This window comes from Pseudomonas viridiflava (genome assembly GCF_900184295.1).
GTDB classification, from domain to species: domain Bacteria; phylum Pseudomonadota; class Gammaproteobacteria; order Pseudomonadales; family Pseudomonadaceae; genus Aquipseudomonas; species Aquipseudomonas viridiflava.
Genome location: NZ_LT855380.1, coordinates 1996545 through 2014370 on the forward strand (window position 1 = coordinate 1996545; position 17826 = coordinate 2014370).

General features: G+C 59.4%; 18 protein-coding genes and 1 tRNA gene. 7 read left to right on the forward strand and 12 right to left on the reverse strand.

Annotated features, from left to right (window positions below; all coding sequences use genetic code 11):
- Positions 1-9: 9 nt before the first annotated feature.
- Together CFBP1590_RS09465 and CFBP1590_RS09470 are read left to right on the forward strand one after the other, a co-directional pair.
- Entirely contained in the window at positions 10-969 is a 960-nt protein-coding gene (locus CFBP1590_RS09465; RefSeq protein ID WP_004880946.1) for an alpha-E domain-containing protein, read from the forward strand.
- The gene (locus tag CFBP1590_RS09470) at positions 966-1796 is read left to right on the forward strand and encodes a transglutaminase family protein (RefSeq protein ID WP_058431233.1); all 831 of its coding nucleotides are present in this window, start codon (positions 966-968) and stop codon (positions 1794-1796) included. The genes CFBP1590_RS09465 and CFBP1590_RS09470 overlap by 4 nt, the downstream gene beginning before the upstream one ends.
- A gap of 88 nt (positions 1797-1884) precedes the next feature.
- Here CFBP1590_RS09470 and CFBP1590_RS09475 read toward each other — a convergent pair whose 3' ends face one another.
- Positions 1885-2259 (reverse strand): rhodanese-like domain-containing protein, encoded by a 375-nt coding sequence (locus tag CFBP1590_RS09475; RefSeq protein ID WP_029242956.1) that lies wholly within the window; start codon positions 2257-2259, stop codon positions 1885-1887.
- A gap of 685 nt (positions 2260-2944) precedes the next feature.
- Between CFBP1590_RS09475 and CFBP1590_RS09480 the strand changes: the two genes are divergently transcribed.
- Positions 2945-3673, forward strand: coding sequence for an amidotransferase (locus CFBP1590_RS09480; protein WP_088234906.1), 729 nt, complete (start codon positions 2945-2947; stop codon positions 3671-3673).
- Between the two features lie 454 nt (positions 3674-4127).
- Here the strand turns inward: CFBP1590_RS09480 and CFBP1590_RS09485 are convergent, their stop codons facing one another.
- From CFBP1590_RS09485 to CFBP1590_RS09495, 3 genes are all read right to left on the reverse strand, one after another.
- Positions 4128-5099, reverse strand: a complete 972-nt coding sequence (locus CFBP1590_RS09485) for a magnesium and cobalt transport protein CorA (protein WP_004880963.1) — start codon at positions 5097-5099, stop codon at positions 4128-4130.
- Between the two features lie 127 nt (positions 5100-5226).
- On the reverse strand, positions 5227-5916 hold the full coding sequence (locus tag CFBP1590_RS09490; protein WP_058431235.1) for a crotonase/enoyl-CoA hydratase family protein: 690 nt from the start codon (positions 5914-5916) through the stop codon (positions 5227-5229).
- Positions 5917-6015: 99 nt separating this feature from the next.
- Positions 6016-6309, reverse strand: coding sequence for a DUF6388 family protein (locus CFBP1590_RS09495; RefSeq protein ID WP_088236391.1), 294 nt, complete (start codon positions 6307-6309; stop codon positions 6016-6018).
- A 172-nt stretch (positions 6310-6481) separates the two neighbouring features.
- Between CFBP1590_RS09495 and CFBP1590_RS09500 the strand changes: the two genes are divergently transcribed.
- A complete protein-coding gene (locus tag CFBP1590_RS09500) occupies positions 6482-6796 on the forward strand; it encodes an EthD family reductase (RefSeq protein WP_088234907.1) in 315 nt (104 codons plus the stop codon).
- A gap of 3 nt (positions 6797-6799) precedes the next feature.
- Here the strand turns inward: CFBP1590_RS09500 and CFBP1590_RS09505 are convergent, their stop codons facing one another.
- Entirely contained in the window at positions 6800-7207 is a 408-nt protein-coding gene (locus CFBP1590_RS09505; RefSeq protein ID WP_088234908.1) for a DUF4124 domain-containing protein, read from the reverse strand.
- Positions 7208-7356: 149 nt separating this feature from the next.
- Here CFBP1590_RS09505 and CFBP1590_RS27855 point away from each other — a divergent pair, with 149 nt between their 5' ends.
- Complete coding sequence (locus CFBP1590_RS27855) at positions 7357-7521, forward strand: DUF6021 family protein (RefSeq protein ID WP_004880973.1); 165 nt, start codon at positions 7357-7359, stop codon at positions 7519-7521.
- A 57-nt stretch (positions 7522-7578) separates the two neighbouring features.
- On the opposite strand, the gene CFBP1590_RS09515 is transcribed toward CFBP1590_RS27855, so the two are convergent.
- On the reverse strand, positions 7579-7947 hold the full coding sequence (locus CFBP1590_RS09515; protein ID WP_025995281.1) for a c-type cytochrome: 369 nt from the start codon (positions 7945-7947) through the stop codon (positions 7579-7581).
- A 158-nt stretch (positions 7948-8105) separates the two neighbouring features.
- On the opposite strand from CFBP1590_RS09515, the gene fliB reads away from it, so the two are divergent.
- Positions 8106-9272 (forward strand): flagellin lysine-N-methylase, encoded by a 1167-nt coding sequence (gene fliB, locus CFBP1590_RS09520; protein ID WP_088234909.1) that lies wholly within the window; start codon positions 8106-8108, stop codon positions 9270-9272.
- Positions 9273-9294: 22 nt separating this feature from the next.
- On the opposite strand, the gene CFBP1590_RS09525 is transcribed toward fliB, so the two are convergent.
- From CFBP1590_RS09525 to CFBP1590_RS09535, 3 genes are all read right to left on the reverse strand, one after another.
- Complete coding sequence (locus CFBP1590_RS09525; RefSeq protein ID WP_145958173.1) at positions 9295-10047, reverse strand: hypothetical protein; 753 nt, start codon at positions 10045-10047, stop codon at positions 9295-9297.
- Between the two features lie 298 nt (positions 10048-10345).
- Positions 10346-10435 (reverse strand) — tRNA-Ser (locus CFBP1590_RS09530).
- A gap of 200 nt (positions 10436-10635) precedes the next feature.
- Positions 10636-11385: a 3-oxoacyl-ACP reductase family protein gene (locus CFBP1590_RS09535; protein WP_004880985.1), complete on the reverse strand. Its 750-nt coding sequence runs from the start codon at positions 11383-11385 to the stop codon at positions 10636-10638.
- Positions 11386-11533: 148 nt separating this feature from the next.
- On the opposite strand from CFBP1590_RS09535, the gene CFBP1590_RS09540 reads away from it, so the two are divergent.
- Entirely contained in the window at positions 11534-12091 is a 558-nt protein-coding gene (locus CFBP1590_RS09540) for a cysteine hydrolase family protein (protein WP_088234911.1), read from the forward strand.
- On the opposite strand, the gene CFBP1590_RS09545 is transcribed toward CFBP1590_RS09540, so the two are convergent.
- The 3 genes from CFBP1590_RS09545 to CFBP1590_RS09555 form a co-directional block, all read right to left on the reverse strand.
- Positions 12082-12810 (reverse strand): DUF3142 domain-containing protein, encoded by a 729-nt coding sequence (locus CFBP1590_RS09545; RefSeq protein ID WP_058431239.1) that lies wholly within the window; start codon positions 12808-12810, stop codon positions 12082-12084. The two genes, CFBP1590_RS09540 and CFBP1590_RS09545, sit on opposite strands and share 10 nt — an antisense overlap.
- Positions 12810-15005, reverse strand: coding sequence for a PA5441 family protein (locus CFBP1590_RS09550; protein WP_088234912.1), 2196 nt, complete (start codon positions 15003-15005; stop codon positions 12810-12812). Before CFBP1590_RS09550 ends, CFBP1590_RS09545 begins: the two co-directional genes overlap by 1 nt.
- Before the next feature lie 65 nt (positions 15006-15070).
- Positions 15071-17815, reverse strand: a complete 2745-nt coding sequence (locus tag CFBP1590_RS09555) for a DEAD/DEAH box helicase (protein WP_043306655.1) — start codon at positions 17813-17815, stop codon at positions 15071-15073.
- Positions 17816-17826: the final 11 nt, after the last annotated feature.

A 17826-nucleotide genomic window follows, 5' to 3' on the forward strand; every position in this document is an offset into this window, starting at 1 on the left:
TGCCTGCCAATGTTAAGTAGAACTGCCTCGGATCTTTTCTGGATGTCGCGTTACCTGGAGCGAGCGGAGAACCTCGCCCGAATGCTGGACGTGAGCTATTCGCTGTCGCTGATGCCCCAGGACGGGCGTGGCGACGGGCTGGATGAGATAGCCATGCCGTTGTTGATCACCGGTACGCTGGAAACCTACATCGAGCGCCATGGCGAGTTGCACGCCGAGCGCATGCTGCATTTTTTCGCGCTGGATGCGAGCAACCCGGCCAGCATCTACAGCTGCCTGGGCGCTGCACGCGCCAGTGCTCATGCGGTGCGCGGTCGGATCACCGCCGACATGTGGGAGAACATCAACTCCACCTGGCTGGAAATTCGTGGCATTGCCCAGCAGGGGCTGACGCGTTACGGCATGAGCCGTTTCTGTGAGTGGGTCAAGGAGCGTTCTCACCTGTTTCGCGGCGCAACCTACGGCACCATCATGCGCAACGACGCGTTCCGTTTCATTCGCCTCGGGACCTTCATCGAGCGCGCCGACAACACCATGCGCATGCTCGACGCGCGTTATGAAATGCTCGAACTGCGTGGGCCTCAGGCCAACGCCGCCGCCGACAATTCCGCTGCCGGTTATTACCAGTGGAGTGCGTTGTTGCGTGCGTTGTCGTCGTTCGAGGCGTATACCGAGGTGTATCGCGACGCGCCGGGCGCCCGTCAGGTGGCCGAACTGTTGCTGCTACGCGCCGACATTCCGCGCTCGTTGCGTGCCTGCCTGGAAGAGATGGACCTGATTCTTGCCAGTCTGCCCGGCGTCAACGGCAGACCTGCGCAGCGCATGGCGGCCGAGATGGATGCACGCCTGCGCTATACCAGCATCGACGAGATCCTGGATGAGGGCCTGCACGAGTGGCTGAACGAATTCATCCCGATGCTCGCCCAACTGGGTGATGCTATCCACACTTCGTACCTGGAGGCTGCATGAGACTCTCAATTAGCCACGAAACCACCTATCACTATGATGATCAGGTGCGTTCCAGTATCCAGTACCTGCGCCTGACTCCCCACGACAGCGAGCGTCAGAAGGTGCTCAGCTGGCAATTGACGCTGCCACGCGAAGCGCGGGCGCAAGTCGATCCGTTCGGCAATATTCTGCATGTGCTGAGCCTTGAAGAACCTCATGAATCGATCATCATCGGCGCGCGCGGACAGGTCGAAATCGACGCGACGTGCGAAGCCGAGCACGAAAGCCAGTCGCCGCTGCCGTTCCTGCGCGTGACGCGCCTGACCGAGCCGGATGAGGCCATTCGCAGCTTCGCGGCCGCTCAGTGTGGCAAGCGTATCGACCGGACCGCACTGATCGACCTGATGCAGGCATTGAATCAGCACATGACGTACACGCAGGGCGCGACGGAAGTCGATACCAGCGCGGCGAAGGCATTTGCCGGACGCTCAGGCGTCTGCCAGGACCACACGCATGCGTTTCTGGCCTGCGCCCGGACCCTGGGTGTGCCAGCGCGTTATGTTTCGGGTTACCTGTGCAGCGAAGACAGCGATCACCTGTCCAGCCATGCATGGGCCGAAGCCTGGATCGATGATGCGTGGTATAGCTTCGACGTGACCAATCAACTGGCTATTCCCGAGCGCCATTTGAAACTGGCCGTCGGTCTGGACTATCTCGATGCGTGTCCGGTACGCGGGATGCGGCGTGGAGGCGGGGCAGAGCAGATGCACGCCAAGGTGGTGGTGTCGCCGATGGTGAGTGTGCCGAAGACCAAGGCAAGGGTTCAGGGCCAGGCGCAACATCAATAACCGTGCAAGTCCGATCCTCATATCAGGCAGCGCACTCATAAACGTGCCCTGTCTGATGTTTTCCCGGATGTATTCACGCATTTGAATATTATTCCGCCGGGTCGTCCGTAATGTCATACAGCGCGTTGTGCAACTCTTCGTAGTTGCCGCCGTTGATCACGCTGTAATAACCCGCTTTCATGAGCTTGTCCTGGGCTTTGCTGGCTTTCTCGTTGGAACTGCTGAAAATCACGAACACGGCGTTGCGGTCGTTGAGCACCAGCTTCATCTGGTTCACCAGCCGTACCTGATCAACGCGTACGGCGTTGAGCACAGTGCCTGCGTCGTAATCGGTCTGGCTGCGGACATCCATGGCCAGCTTGCCTTCCTTCAACGCCGCAACGGCCGCGGCCTGATCCACATCGCCCGCCTGTGCGGCGAAGCTGCCTGTCAGGGCAATGAACAACGCGATCCATTGGCGCATGAGCCTTTCTCCCTTCATTCGAGTGGGAAGAGTGGCATAGTTGCGCGCAGTTCGATAGCGCAAGTTGACTAGCCGAACAGCCTGTTCAGGTTCGGCAAGATCAATAAAAGAGTGGTGGCGAAGACGATAAGACCCGCCTGACGTACTTTCGAATGTTTAAACATGGCTGACTGCCTTTTGTTGTTATTCCCGAGCGACAAAAGCTGACCGATACATGAGCGGTAATACGGCAGCTGGCAAAGGTTTAGCGGTTGAACAGGCGGGTTCGATCAAGTGACCGCAACCTGACGCGGAACTGTTTTTATCGCGTCGTCCTGTTACAGACTTAACCTTAGAGGTCGCGTGCCCGATGCTTTAGATCCGTTGGGAATTTAAACAGGTGTTATTTTGAGCAAACGGTTATCAGTGCATGCGCTCGCTGGCCTATAGCCCTTAACTAGACGCCTCAGGCCAGATACTGGTCTTTTTACCGTTCGTCCGGCTCGGAAATCTCTTACATCATCTGCGAGCGGCGCCACAGCAATTCGGTTCTAGTAAACGAGGTGCGTAGACATTTTCTGGCTTTACGCTTGGCTGTAGCGTTTCAGTTGTCGTCAGGTTTGCGAAGCGCCGCTTGATTTGCATCAGCCATCAAGGCAGGCTGCCCGCGTGCGCTGTCGCCCATCACTGTTTCAGGTCCCTTTATATGCCGCTACGCATCTGCATTCTGGAAACCGACATCCTGCGACCGGAGCTGGTCGAGCAGTACCAAGGTTACGGACACATGTTCGAGTTGCTGTTCGCGCGCCAGCCGATTGCTGCAGAGTTTGAAGTCTATAACGTGATGCAGGGCGTTTATCCACCCGAGAGCGCCAGCTTCGACGCCTATCTGGTGACCGGCAGCAAAGCCGATTCGTTTGGCAGTGATCCATGGATTCAGGTGCTGAAAGCGTATTTGCTCAAGCTGTACGAGCGCGGCGACAAGCTGTTGGGTGTGTGCTTCGGTCATCAGTTGCTGGCCCTGTTGCTGGGCGGCAAGACCGAGCGGGCGGTGCAAGGCTGGGGCGTGGGTATTCATCATTACCAACTGGCACCCGCCACGCCCTGGATGACACCGGCAATGGACAAGCTGACCCTGCTGATCAGTCATCAGGATCAGGTCACTACCTTGCCCGACAACGCCACGGTGATCGCTTCCAGCGACTTCTGCCCGTTTGCGGCGTACCACATCAACCATCAGGTGCTGTGTTTCCAAGGGCATCCCGAATTCATTCACGATTACTCGCGAACCCTGCTTGATATCCGTCAGGAGTCGTTGGGCGAGCAGATCTATCAGAAGGGCGTCGCCAGTCTCGATCACGACCACCATGGCGTGACGGTAGCCGAATGGATGATGCGCTTCGTGGCGCACAAGCCGGATGGGGCGGCGGTGTGATGGGTCCGGTTCCGGATCAGCGCTGTCTGTGGACGGCCCACACGTCTTCGGCTTAGCGCTGTTGCTTAGCAAACACCGGACTGTGGGAGGCGGCTTGCCGGCGATGGCGTCCGGTCAGTCGCTGACAGGCGGCCTGTGATACCGCATCGCCGGCAAGCCGCCTCTTATCAAACAACCTGTAACCCACTGAAGGAACTCGATTTTGTGGGAGCGGACCGGGCGGCGTTCCGTTTGTCCGCGAAAAGGCCGGTACATCCGACGCATATGCAGTGGCTGAAATACTGCATTCGCGGACAAGTCCGCTCCCACGACGCCCGGCGTTTGCTGCGCGACAGCGCTACGTCGAAGACGTGGTGGTGCCTCCCAAAAAACTGCATTTGTCCAGCGAGTTAAGTGGTGTTCGATAAAATCAGCCTACCTTTTTCGCCCGCACTGCCAAGCAAGGTGCAGCAGGCTACAACCACCCCGACCGCTTGAAGCTGGCGAACAGCGCAGAACACCCTCCAACGATCACGCCGAGCACGATGAAGTAACCGTAGTGCCAGGTCAGCTCGGGCATGTTCTCGAAGTTCATCCCATAGATACCTGCAATTGCCGTCGGAAAGGCCAGAATGGCCGCCCAGCCCGCAAACTTGCGCTGCACGATGCTTTGCCGTGAAGACTCCAGCAGCAGGCCGATCTCTATAGTCTGACTGGCGATGTCGCACAGGTTGCCGAGGTCTTCCATTTGCCGTTTGACGTGAATCTCGACGTCGCGGAAGTACGGCCGCATATTTTTGTCGATGAAGGGGAAGCTGAGTTTCTGCAGCTCTTCGCCCACTTCAACCATCGGTGCCACGTAACGCCGCATTCTGAGCAGATCGCGACGCAAGGCGTGAATGTGCTGAATATCGGCTTCGCGCAACGCGCCACCCAGCACGTTCTGCTCCAGCAACTCCAATTCGGCATGAATGGCTTCGGTCACCGGCTGATAGTTTTCGGTCACGAAATCCAGCAAGGCATACAGCACGAAGTCCTCGCCGTGCTCCAGCAACAGAGGGCGGGCTTCACAGCGCTGACGCACCAGTCCATAGGACTTGGAGTGGCCGTTGCGTGACGTAATGACGTAGCCCTTGCCCGCGAAAATATGGGTTTCGATAAACAGCAACTTGCCGTTGTCGCGCACCGGGGCGTAAGTGACGATGAACAGCGCATCACCGAAGGTCTCAAGCTTCGGGCGGCTGTGAACTTCCATCGCATCTTCCAGCGCCAGTTCGTGCAGGTTGAACTGTTCCTTCAGGCTGGTCAGTTCCTGGGCATTGGGTTGCTCCAGCCCGATCCAGACAAAGTGGCCGGGCTTGGCGGCCCAGGCTGCGCCCTCGTCCAGTGTGATATCCGTGACTTTCTTGCCTTTGCTGTAAACCGCGGCTGCAACAACTCGACCCATGGTGCTATCGCTTCTTCAATGTGGCTGTGGCGCAAGAGGGGATGCGCGGTAGCTGATGAGATTAACCAAACGCGGATGAGTTCGCCGGTAAACAAAAAGCCCGCAATCGCGGGCTTTTCGGGTGGCCTTAAATAAAACTCTTTTTGTCCAGTTCGATGGCCGCGTCCAGGGTGTCCAGAAACGCTTTTCGGCTCTTGAGCTTGGTTTTCCCGTGGGCGTTCATATTGATTTTCTTCAACTGCGTGGCAACCGTACGTGCTGTCTCGGACAAGGCTTCGACGCTGACCACCTGATCCAGAAAGCCCGCCTGCATTGCACCCTCGGGGTTGAAGATTTCGGCGTTGATCACCGAGCGGTTGAACGCCGACCTGCGCAGACGATCACGGGCCAGTTCGATCCCGGCGTGGTGCATGGTCATGCCGATCTGCACTTCGTTCAGGCCGATATTGAAGGAGCCTTCGACGCCGATACGATAATCGGCTGACAGCAGCAGGAACGCGCCCTTGGCAATGGCATGGCCCGGGCAGGCGACAATGATGGGGAAGGGGTGTGACAGCATGCGCCGGGCCAGAGTCGAACCCTGAGTCACCAGACTGCTGGCCGCTTCGGGGCTGGAGGTCATGACTTTCAGGTCGTAGCCGCCCGAGAGAATGCCGGGCTGGCCGGTCACGATCACCACTGCCCGATCCTTCTCGGACTGATCCAGAGCGGCATTGAACGCGGCGATGACGTCCGGGGAAATGGCGTTGACCTTGCCATTGTTCAGGGTCAGCGTTGCGATGCCATCGTCCAGTTGGTACGAGACCAGATCACTCATGACGCGATTCCTTTTTATTGAAGTGAGCAGACGTTACTCACCCATGCTGAACAGGTAAAGCGCTGACTGATGGGTCACTCATTTTTGCTGAAACGCAGGCTACACCTGAATATCGTTCAGCTCGCAGTACTCGTCCCAGTCCATGCCCAGAGCTTCGGCGACCTGCGCATGGGCCTCCAGCCGCATCTGCTTGAGCTGTTCAGGCGATTCGGCAATCAACTCCAGCGCCAGTTCCCAGGGTTCGATCCCTCGGCTTTCGGCTTCATCCTCAAAAGCCCACTGAAGCTGCTGCTTCTGTTCGGCCGCGCTGAGCTGGCTGATTTCGTCTTTGAGCGTGGGATGGGTCGACAGATATTTCGCCAGGGCGGCTTCGTTCCACTCAAGAGCGTTCATGCTGTTTTCCTCGATCTGGCTGGGCGGCCGGAACTCATTGCAGCGCAGTCCGGCCAAACGGCGTGATTGTGCGGGAAGGGAGAAATACCTGCCAGTGCTGTCATAACACTTTGCCGCGTGTCTCGCGGTAGAGTCCCAACACAATTTTACCTGCCACCTGGAGAATATCGACATGATCAAAGTCAGCGTGCTGTACCCGTACAAGGAAGGTGCCCGGTTCGACCATGACTACTATCGCGACCAGCACATGCCGCTGGTGCAGTCCCTGATGGGCGAGCGCTGCAAGCGCTACAGCGTCGACAAGGGCCTGGGCGGTGCAACGCCGGGCTCCACGCCGGTCTATGTCGGCATGTGCCACATCTACTGCGACTCGATTGAAGCGTTCCAGGCCGGCATGGGACCGCACCAGGAGCGGATCAACGCCGACATCATCAACTACACGGACCTGATTCCGGTGATTCAGATCAGTGAGGTCAGGGCCGAGTAAGGCTCAATTGCCCGATACGGCTTTTCCGAATGCAGCGCCGCCCGATGGATCAAAGCATTGACTGTCGTAGCGCGGGCTCTGGCATTGAGAGGGCACATCGGGCGCCGGCAAATGGCTTTTCTGAAAGGCTTTGTAGCTTTCAGTCTCGTACACATTGACCTTGGCGCGGCCGCTGACTTGCAGGTATTCAGTGGCCTTCAGGTTAACCTTGTGGGCATGGTCGACGGGTTCGCCCTGACGCAGCATTTTTGGCGGACCGGGCCGTTGAACCGCGACCTCCGCCGCTCCATCGCATGGAATGGCCGCGTAGCTCACGTGGCCCTGCGCCGAGGTGCATTTGAAGATCTCGCTGTGCGCCGTGCCTGAACCCGCTGCCGCTGTAATCGCGAGCAGCATTGAAAGCCTTTTCATCGTCATCCTCCATGAGTGGCGCAAGGCTACCAGTCCTGACGCGCGTCGCAAAGGGTTTGTGGCAGCTCCGTTCGTCAGTCCCGTGGCACGCCTGAGGTGATTACGCCTCTGAAGAACAGGTTGTACGTTTTAACCCAATGGAGGCGCCTATGACTGGCAACAAGCCAAGCGACAACAGTACCGACAAACCGGATTTCAATACCGAATCACCGGATGCCGGCGATCCGCAGGTTGATCCGGTCAAGCCCGCAAAAACGCCTGCCAAGGAGCACGGCACCAAGGACGACTATCCACCCTACGAATCCGACAAGTAAGTCGAAAGAACAAATACTGGCCCCCGAAGTGATTCGGGGGCTTTTCATTTCACGGCGTTATTTGTTCGCGTCGAGGTATTCCAGCAGGTCTTCCATGCGCTGGTCGTTGCCCATCCACCACAGCTTCATGCGCGTCCCCGGCACCACTTCGCCCGGATCCTTGATGTACGTGGTGAGTTGCTCGCGGGTCCAGGTGATACCCGAGTTTTTCATCGCGTCCGTGTACACATAGTCAGGGTGCTGACCCGCCTTGCTTCCGATAATGCCGTTGAGTGGTGGGCCAAATGCGCTGCGGGCACCGGGTCCGATCTTGTGGCAGCCTGAGCAGAGTCGCGTAAATACCGCTTTTCCGGCCTCTGCATCGCCAGCCCCTTGAGCGGTCGCGTGTATCGCCAGTGCGAGCAGGAATAACGCAGTCTTTTTCATCGATCTTCCATCACAGGTCTGGACAGCCTGATTTTCAAGCGCTGCATGCTAACGCAGTCCCCGATTCGCTGAAACCTCAGGCCCTTTCAAGGGAGGCGCCAGGGAACCACTTGCCCGGCCCGGCCACCCATTGCCATCTCATCGTTCAGGACACGATCATGGCTCAGCAGGCTGTCAGCACTTTTCAGTTCGTCAAAGAATTCTCATGCCTTGCCGAGCGCTGCGAGGACAACTGCTGCAAGGTCTGGCCGGTATCGGTAGGGGCCAGAACCGTCGAGCTGTGGGACCAGAAACTACCCCAGTTGCTCAACCTGATCGTCAAGGACGATGGCGGCACCTGGATGAAAAAGACCGATGGCGACTGCGTGGCGTTCGACAACGGGCGTTGCTCCGTCCATGCGACACACGGCGAAGATGCGCTTTCCGACACTTGCCGAATCTATCCGCGCATGTACCGGCGTATCAACGACGCGCTGACCGGGTCGGCCAGCATGAGCTGTCCCGAAATCGTGCGGCTGGTCCTCAAAAGTGCGACTCCCTTTGCGCCAGCGCAAGTCACCGTGGACGACAAGACGCTGTCTGCCTACCCGGACAAGGATTTCCCCGGCATCGATGCGGAGCAGCGCGCTGCTGTCGTTCAGCAACTGAACGAGCTGGTGCTTCAGGACCAGCAGACCACTCGCCACGCGCTGCTGAGGCTGCTGGACCTGACGCTCAAGCTGGAAACCATTGCCTGCGAGGACTGGTTGTACGCATTGCCCGGACTGATCATGGATTACCAGACGCCTGCCGGTTCGGGCGAGTCGCTGGCGGTTGATCCGGTCATGGTCGTGCTGATCCAGATGCTCAACGGGCCAGGCGTGACAGAGGCGATGCGCGAGCAGGTCATTCGCTCGGTTGACGTCACCCCGGCCCAGGGCGATCAGCCTCAGGGCATGCGGCTCAAAACCGAGTTTCTGGACCTTGCCAGCGGACGGGCAGGGCAGGCGCTGGAGCCTGTCCTGAAACGCTTCGTTTGCGCCGAGATGTCCCGCACCGGCTTTCCATTCATCTCGACCACCGCGTATGGCCAGGACTACGGTACGAGCCTGAGTCAGTGGGCATGCACGCTGGCGCTGCGGACCCTGGCCTTGCGCTGTCTGTTGTTGGTGCACTGCGATCCAGTCACTCGGCAAGCCCCTGATGAGCAAGCCATTGTCGATCTGGTCTACCGCTTCTGTCGCAGCGCCAACCACAGCGTGGCGACAGGCGCAGAACTGTTTTTCAGGCAGAAACTGGGTGAGCAGGGTCTGGGCTATCTGCGCGTATTGACTGATCTGGTTTGAGTTCGCGATAGAGCTGTCAGACTCATGGGCGCAGTGTGGCTCTGGAGCGATTCAAGCCAACGCGCTCACAGCCCAGTATGATTCCCGTACAAACGATGCCCGCCACCATGCCTATAAAAGCGAAAAATACCGCGCCTTCCAGGAAGGACTCGGGCAAGACATAATCGCCTCCCGACACCATCGCGTGCATGGCGTTGACGAGTTGTTCCAGGGTAATGCACAGCCAGATCAGCAGCCCGGTGACAATACCTCCAGCGATGTAGCGCAACGGCGTTGTCAGATAGCGCTCGATAAACCACAACACTGGCCAGTCAGCGAGTATGCTCAGAAATGCTCCGACCAGACCTGCCATGACAAACGTCGACAGGCCAATGTCGGGGCCGTAGAAACCGATGACTGTTGTCGTCCCCAGCGTCAATGCGCCTGACAGCGGGACGGCATACAGAGCGGCGCGCTTCGCCGGGCGGCTCTGATTGTCACTCGTGCACAGTTTTTGAATGCCGTAGATCGTGGCTGAAAAAAGTATTGCGAGAGCGACGCCACGACCGATGGCCAGTGGCAGGCTGTTGAGTGAGGCGCCAGCCAGCAGCCATCCGGCCAGAGCTTGAGTCAGCGCGTTGAACAGGTAGCGGCCTTTGGAATGGTTACCTTTGGTCTCGCTGCGCAGCAATAACGGAATGCCCAGAACAACCCCGATGAGGCAGCCGTAGAGAAAACCTGGCATCAGGTTCTCTCCATTCCAGACTTCGGTTAAGCCGCGGGTGATCGCAAACACGATGCCAGCACACAACGGCACAGCGACGAGGCGCAGCGCCTGCCCATGTCTTTCGGGTCTCATGTTGTTTTCCTTGAGCTCTGTGCCGGTTGCAGTGTCTGACCGGCTCCGCGTCGAGCATTGATACCGGATATCCCTGAAGCAAGTGTCAGCATGCCATGAGTCGTATTGTGTTTCAGGCTGCCTGCGCCTGCGCCTCCGAAATCGTTCGAGTTTTCGCGTGGGACGTGGATATCCTTCGGAAACGAAAAAGCCCCGACGTTCACAAGGAATGTCGGGGCTTTTCGTGTATCGAATATGGCGGTGAAGGAGGGATTCGAACCCTCGATACAATTTCTTGTATACACACTTTCCAGGCGTGCTCCTTAAGCCACTCGGACACCTCACCGTATCTCGCTGACAACGTTGTGTCTGTCGAGGCGCGCTAATGTAGTCGAAAGCTTTTCGGAACGCAAAACTTTTTTTCAGAATTTTCATGCGGTTAAGCAGAAAAACGTGGTCTGCCCGCTGAAAGGTCTGCGCGGGCTGGCGGGCTCCGGGTTTCATGGGAAGGCCGGGCCAGCCATGCGCGTCGTTCGATGGCTGGGATCAGGCGCCGAAGCCGCCGTCGATGGTCAGGCTGGCGCCGGTGATGTAACCCGCTTCCGGGCCAGCGAGGTAGGCGACGAAGCTGGCGATTTCCTCGCTCTTGCCGTAGCGCGGGATCGCCATCATGGCCTTGAGGCTTTCAGCGAATTCACCGTGTCCTGGGTTCATGTCGGTGTCGACCGGGCCGGGCTGGACGTTGTTGACGGTGATGCCCTGCGGGCCGAGGTCGCGTGCCAGGCCTTTGGTCAGGCCGACCAGCGCCGACTTGCTCATGGCATAGATCGCGCCGCCCGCAAAGGGCATACGATCGGCGTTGGTGCTGCCGATGTTGATGATGCGTCCGCCTTCACCCATGTGGCGAGCGGCTTCCTGGCTGGCGATGAACACGCTGCGTACGTTGATGGCCAGGGTTCGGTCAAAGTCCTGCATGGTGAATTCGTTCAACGGGGCAATGGCCAGCACGCCTGCGTTGTTGACCAGAATATCCAGCCCACCCAGGTTTTCGGCGGCAGTCTGAATTGCCTGGCGGATGGCCTTTTCATCAGCGCTGTCGGCTCGAATGGCCAGTGCGTGGCCGCCGTTGGCAGTGATGCTGCCCTGTATCTCCAGCGCGGCTTCTTCGGAGCTGACATAGGTGAAGGCCACGGCGGCGCCTTCCTTGGCCAGGCGCTGGACAATGGCTGCGCCGATACCACGAGAGCCGCCTTGAACGAAGGCGACTTTGCCGGCGAGGTTCAGATGCTGAATCATGGTGTTCTCCAATGTGTGGGTGCGACGGGACGTGGATGTGCGTAGACAGCGTAGTCGCAATAAGCTGTCCGGCGGCTGATACCGCGCTGGAACCGAGCGCAACTTACGACTACTGTCGCAGGCTCGAATTTCAAGGAAATGAACCCCAATGGATATCCGTCCCGACAGCGCGCTGATCCTGATCGACATGCAACAGGGCATCAATCATCCCAAGCTTGGGCGTCGCAACAACCCGCAGGCTGAAGCGCGCATGTCTGAATTACTGTCAGCGTGGCGGGAAGCCGAACGTCCGGTCATTCATGTCAGGCACTTCTCTACCTCGCCTTCTTCGGTGTTCTGGCCCGGGCAGTCCGGCGTGGAATATCAGCCAGCCTTTGTGCCGCAGGCGGACGAGCGGGAACTGAGCAAACAGGTGCCCGATGCCTTCTGCGGATCGTTTCTGGAGATGTGGCTGCGTTCGGACGGGATCAGGCAGATGGTGATCGCAGGCGTTGTCACCAATAACTCGGTGGAGTCCACGGCGCGCAGTGGGGGCAACCTGGGTTTTGAAGTCATCGTTGCGCACGACGCCTGCTTTACCTTCGATCAGGCAGACTTTTTCGGTACGCCGCGCAGCGCCGAAGACGTGCATGCAATGTCACTGGCCAATCTGCATGGCGAGTACGCGACAGTGCTGTCCACGGCGCAGATTCTCGATCAGCGCTGAGTCGGTGGATTCTGCAGGAAAACCACGTAACCCTTGAACCAGGGGCTGTCTTCCAGATAAGCCGGTGCCAGCCAGTCACCGCCCTGAATCAGGCCGACCTTGAACGGAAGGCCGAGACGGCCAAGGCGGGGCAGGTACGCAGCGTAATCCGGGATGCTGTGGCGGCCCTGATAGGTCTGCACCACCACTTCATCCACCACGCCTTTCAGCTCGCCGATAGCGGCGATGTCGGCATTGCTGCTCCAGTCCATCAGCCCGGTGATGCTCAATCGGTAGTCTTCAGGCAGGCGCTGGCGCAGGTCGCGCAGGAAATCGACGTACTCATTCAGGTAGCGGGTGCGGGCGTCGAAGTCGATCTGGATGCCGATCACGTGGGTACCGGATGCTTTCCAGCGCTGAGCCTGACCAAGCAGTTGCCGGTAGACAGCATCCGGCCAGCGCAGCGTGTGGGCGCGGTAGACCAGCCATACCTGGTCCTGCGGCAAACGAGTCACCGAGACGCCTTGCGCGATGAAGCTGACACGTTGCTGCGGATCCCGGCGCGACGTGCTGACCTGGCCTTGCAGCACATACAGGGTCTTTGCCTTATCCATCACTGGCTGCGGCCTGACGCCTGCCCACAGCCAGAACGCATCGTAATCCTCGGCCTTGACCGCTGCATCTGCCTGGCCGAGCGTCAAAAGACAAAGCAGGGCAAGGCAGCGCTGGAGTCTTTGCATTACCAGTAGTACTGCTGGGTCTGGCCCCATTGGGTGTTGGCGAAGTCCTTTTTCAACTGGCGGAACCAGCCCTTGCGTACAGAAGGTGCGACTTCCTTGCCACCACACGTGTTGTAGCCGGACGGGCCGTAGCAGTTGACCGCCCTGTACAGCGCGTAGGCTTTTTCGTCACGCGGCGCCTTGGGGTTGGCGATGACGGTCTTGTAGCCTTCCAGTCGGGAAAACGCCTCACCACTGAAGCCCGGCGCGCTGCCGCCCAGCGTATCGGCGTGGCGCTTGCTGTCCAGCGGCATGCCGTCGAGGCTGTTGGCCCGGATGAACTCGCCCATGCAGTTCAGCGCCTTGGGGTCCTTGGCATCGAGCTTCAACGCGGCGGCTGTCTGCACGATGGCGGGGCAGGTGTAGCCGGATTCGGACGGGGTGCCCTGCCATTGAAACAGGCTCAACGAGGGACCTTTTTCGTACGTATAGCCCAAGGCGTAACCCAGTTTTTCTTCCGGCAGTTTTTCCGGAAGGCGTTTCAGGTCTTCGGCAAAGTCTGCATAGCGGTTGCGCATCAGGTCTTTGTACAGCAGGACGAACAACGCCGTGTTGCGCTCGGTCTCGGTCAGCCCTTGGGTGGTCTGCTGGCGTAGCAGGTCGGCATCGGCGACCCGGCTGAGCAGGATGTAGCGCACTTTGTCCGACTGAATGGGCGAGTCGGCGGCAAACACGCTGGACAGCTGCTCATTACGCTCGAAACTCATGGCCAGCGCCAGTTCCAGTTGTTCGCGTTGCAGTGGTTGTGTGGCGCGTGGCAGCATCTCCAGCCACAGCGCTTGCGCGCCCTTGATGTCCTGACGTGCCTGCAATGCCAGGCCGCGCAGCAGGTGCTGGCTGAACGTCAGATAGTCAAGGTGCTCGGGCAGCGCGGTAGGCAGGTGCTCAAGGGCTTGTTGTGGATCATCCAGGACGTACAGCGCAAGCGCGCCTTGCAGATAACGGTAGAGCTCGGGCTGGTCGGCAAACGAGGGTTCCTGGGTTTTCAGATCGGCTTCGCTCAATCTGGGGCTGGACGTTTCACGCATGCGAATCAGATCGGTGATCGCCAGCATCCAGGGTGAGCGCAGGTTCTGTCTGTCGCTGCCCAGTACGGCCCGGTCCATTTCGATAACGAGTGGCTCAAGGTCGCCTGAGGCCTTGCCTTGCTGCTTGAGCTGCCAGGCATAATCCTCGGCCAGTTTCACGTCATCGCCCGCCAGCCAGTGCACGCGCCGCAAAAGCCCTTGGGCCGAGTCTGCGTAATCGCCGTCGGGGTAGCTGTCCAGATACTGTTTGAACGCCGTTTCGACGTCTGCGAGCGCGGGTTTGTCGACCTTGTCGCGCTGCAGTTGGCTGTATTCGTCGAACACGGCTTCCTGGGCACTGTTCAGTCTGGTGCGCGCGACCATGTAAACGGCGGTTTGCTTGAGCCACGGCTGCGGGCTGTCTGCCAGCGCGGTGAAGCCTGTCAGTGCTTCGTCAAAGTTGCCGTTATAGAAGGCGCCGGCGGCGCGCAGGTACGTGGCGAATGCCTTGCCGGTCGCGGAGGCTACGGCCTTGGGTTGCAGGGCTTCCCGAGCGTCAGCATCCCAGGCGCAGGCACCCAGCATCTGCATGCGGCTGTCGGCCAGTGCCTTGCGTTCGGCATCCGTCAATTCGGTGCTGGCCAGAACCTGACTGATAAATGCCTGGGCGCTTTCATCGGAATTACTGCGACAGCGACTGCCTTCGCCGGACAGGAACTCATCACCCGCCGCTGGCGTATCAGCGCGCGTCAGGCCCAGCTTATCAAGCATGGCTGTCAGTGATGCTTGCGCCGCCGTAGCGGTTGGCTCGTCGGGCTTCACTTCCTCGGCGGTTTCTGTAGCCATTGCCAGATCGGTCGCGCCGAAGCGAAAGAGCGAGAACGGTACGGCGCCAAATCCTTCTTCCCGCTCCAGGTTTTTCTCGCCTGACAACTGGAACGTCTTCAGTCCCTTGTCAGCCAACAGCAGGCGCAGATTCACCTCGCTGTCATTGCCCGGGCTGAGGAACGGCAGGTTGCTGCACGCATCCAGGTTTTCCTTGAGCACCGTCCAGGAGGGATAGCAGGAATCGTCGCCACTGGCATTGGCCTGATTGAGAAGGGCAGAGCCCACCATGACCGCTGTAACGGTCAGCAACCGGGTACGCATGAGAAGTCCTTTAGTCGAGGGTACAAGCGCTGCCGATAGTAGCTCAGTGCCTGTACCCTCGGCTGCTATTTTCTGGACTTCTTGGGTGCTGCGGGGAGAGGCGCGAACAGGGCCTGCAGGTCTTCGTCGCGCAGCTTCCAGTCGCCGCTGGCCCGGCCATCGAGTACGCCTGCCGCCAGGGCGGATTTCTCGCGTTGCAGGCGCTGGATTTTCTCTTCCACTGTGCCGCGCGCGATCATCTTGTAGACGAACACCGGCTTGTCCTGACCTATGCGATAGGCGCGGTCGGTGGCCTGGTTCTCGGCGGCCGGGTTCCACCATGGATCGTAGTGAATCACGGTGTCGGCGGCGGTCAGGTTCAGGCCGGTACCGCCTGCTTTCAGGCTGATCAGGAAGATCGGCAGCTTGCCGCTCTGGAAGTCGTGGATCGGCGTACGTCGGTCACGCGTCGAGCCGGTGAGCAGGGCGTAAGGGATGCCGCGCTGTTTCAGTTCGGCCTCGATCAGGCTCAGCATCGAGGTGAACTGCGAGAACAGCAGGATCTTGCGTCCTTCGGCCAGCAGTTCGTCGAACATTTCCATCAGGCTGTTGAGCTTGCCGGACGTGCCTTGCTTGCTGTTGACCGGCATGTCCGGATTGACCAGACGCAGGTCGCAGCACACCTGACGCAGCTTGAGCAGCGCTTCGAGAATGATGATCTGACTGCGGGCCACACCCTTGCGAGTGATTTCGTCGCGGACCTTCTTGTCCATCGCCAGACGCACGGTTTCATACACGTCGCGCTGGGCGTCGTTGAGGTCGACCCAGTGAATGATCTCGGTCTTGGGCGGCAGTTCGGTCGCGACCTGTTCCTTGGTGCGGCGCAGCAGGAATGGCTTGATGCGTGCATTCAGGTGTTGCAGCCGATCCTGATTGCCGTGCTTCTCGATGGCAGTGCGGTAGTTGCTGTTGAACTCCTTGCTGTTGCCCAGCCAGCCGGGCATCAGGAAATGGAACAGCGACCACAGCTCGCCCAGATGGTTTTCCAGTGGCGTGCCGCTGAGGCAAAGACGCTGGCGCGCATTGAGGTCACGTGCTGCCTGCGCGGCCTTGCTGTTGGGGTTCTTGATGTACTGGGCTTCGTCGAGAATCAGCAGGTGGAAGGACTGCGATTTCAGCAATTCGAGGTCGCGAGGCAGCAAGGCGTACGTGGTCAGGATCAGGTCGTAGTCCTGCAGGTTGCTGGCGTCCTGATGGCGATTGGCGCCATACAGCGCCAGCACCTTGAGGTCTGGCGTGAAGTGCTCGGACTCGTCCAGCCAGTTGGGGATCAGGCTGGTTGGCATTACTGCCAGTGCCGGACGATCCAGACGCCCGGCCTGTTTTTCCATCAACAGGTGCGCCAGCGTCTGCAGAGTCTTGCCCAGGCCCATGTCGTCAGCCAGCACGCCACCGACTTCCAGCTCGCGCAGGGATTGCATCCAGCTCAGGCCTTCCAGCTGATAAGGCCGCAAGGTCGCGTTCAGACCATCGGGGACCGCAACTGGCGCGTCCTTGATGTTGATCAGGCGCTCGGCAAAGTGCCGCAGGCGGTCGCCGCCCTGCCAGGTCAGCGGCAGGTCTTCGAGTTGCGTCAGCCGTGCCGCGTCGGCCCTGCTCATGCGCAGCGCGTTGTTGCCTTCCTGACGCCAGTAGAAGTCACCCAGCGTCGCCAGCACCGGCTTGAGCCGGCCGTAGGGCAGGGCGATCTGCACCGGGCTGCCGCCGCTTTGCGTGAAGTGATTGAGCTGCACCAGCAGTTGTTCTTCGTCGCCGCGCTTGGCAACGGCCGAAGGGCTCATCAGTTCGGGATGGCTGCGGATCAGGTTGATCAGGATTGGCAGCAGACTCAGGCGTTCGCCATTGACGATGATGCCCAGTTCCAGATCGAACCAGTCGCGTTCGTTCTCCTCATCAATGACCGCGTACCAGTCTTCAACCGGCGTGACGTCAAAGCCGAACTCGTCCTGAATCTCGATTTCCCAGCCTTGCTCGCGAAGCTTTGGCAGGTCGTCCAGCACGAAATGCAGCCAGGCCTTGTCGTTCGGCAACTCGTACATGTCGCCGGCGCTGTCGGGCAGAGCCTTGCTCTGCCGCGTGGAAACCTTGAACCCCAGATCGGTCAGTTGCTGGCGCAGCTGCCGTTCCTGCTCGCCCTGACGGCGGATGCGCAGAGTTTCGGTTTCGGTGTGTTCGATGATGTCGCTTTTCTGGTTCACCAGATCGCTGCCCAGCGAACTCACCAGAATGCTGACGTTGGTCGTGCCCACCGCGTAATGCTTGCCGTAAGCGAAGGCCAGTGCGGCGCGATGCTGAATATGCCGTTGCATGCGTCCGTTGCGCGGTTCGTAGGCGCTGAACTCGATGCTGGCCAGAATCAGTCGTGGTTTGGGTTGCAGGTTGTCGACCAGTCGCTCGGGCAGTTTTGGCTTCTGCTCGATCTGTGCCTGGATCTCCCGCTCGTGGGTACTCAGCGCAGCCTGCAGCAACGGCTGGTTGGTCGGGTCCGCAAGGAAGTACATGGCCGCGACACAGTGTTTGCAGTCGTTGCGCACCGGGCACGTGCATTTGCAGGTCAGGTAATTGCGGTAGCGATCCGGATCCTTGAACAGCAGGGTCTGGGTGTAGATCTCCAGCCCCGAGCCTCGGCAGGCGGTACGGATGATCTGCGGGCTGGAGTCTTCCAGCACGATGCGTTTCTGGCGGGCATAGTCGCGCCCGCGCTCAAGCGTTCGATCAGTGAACAGGTCTGTCCAGGCCGAGGCGAGGACTTTTTCGAGAATGGACGACAAGTTAAAAAAAG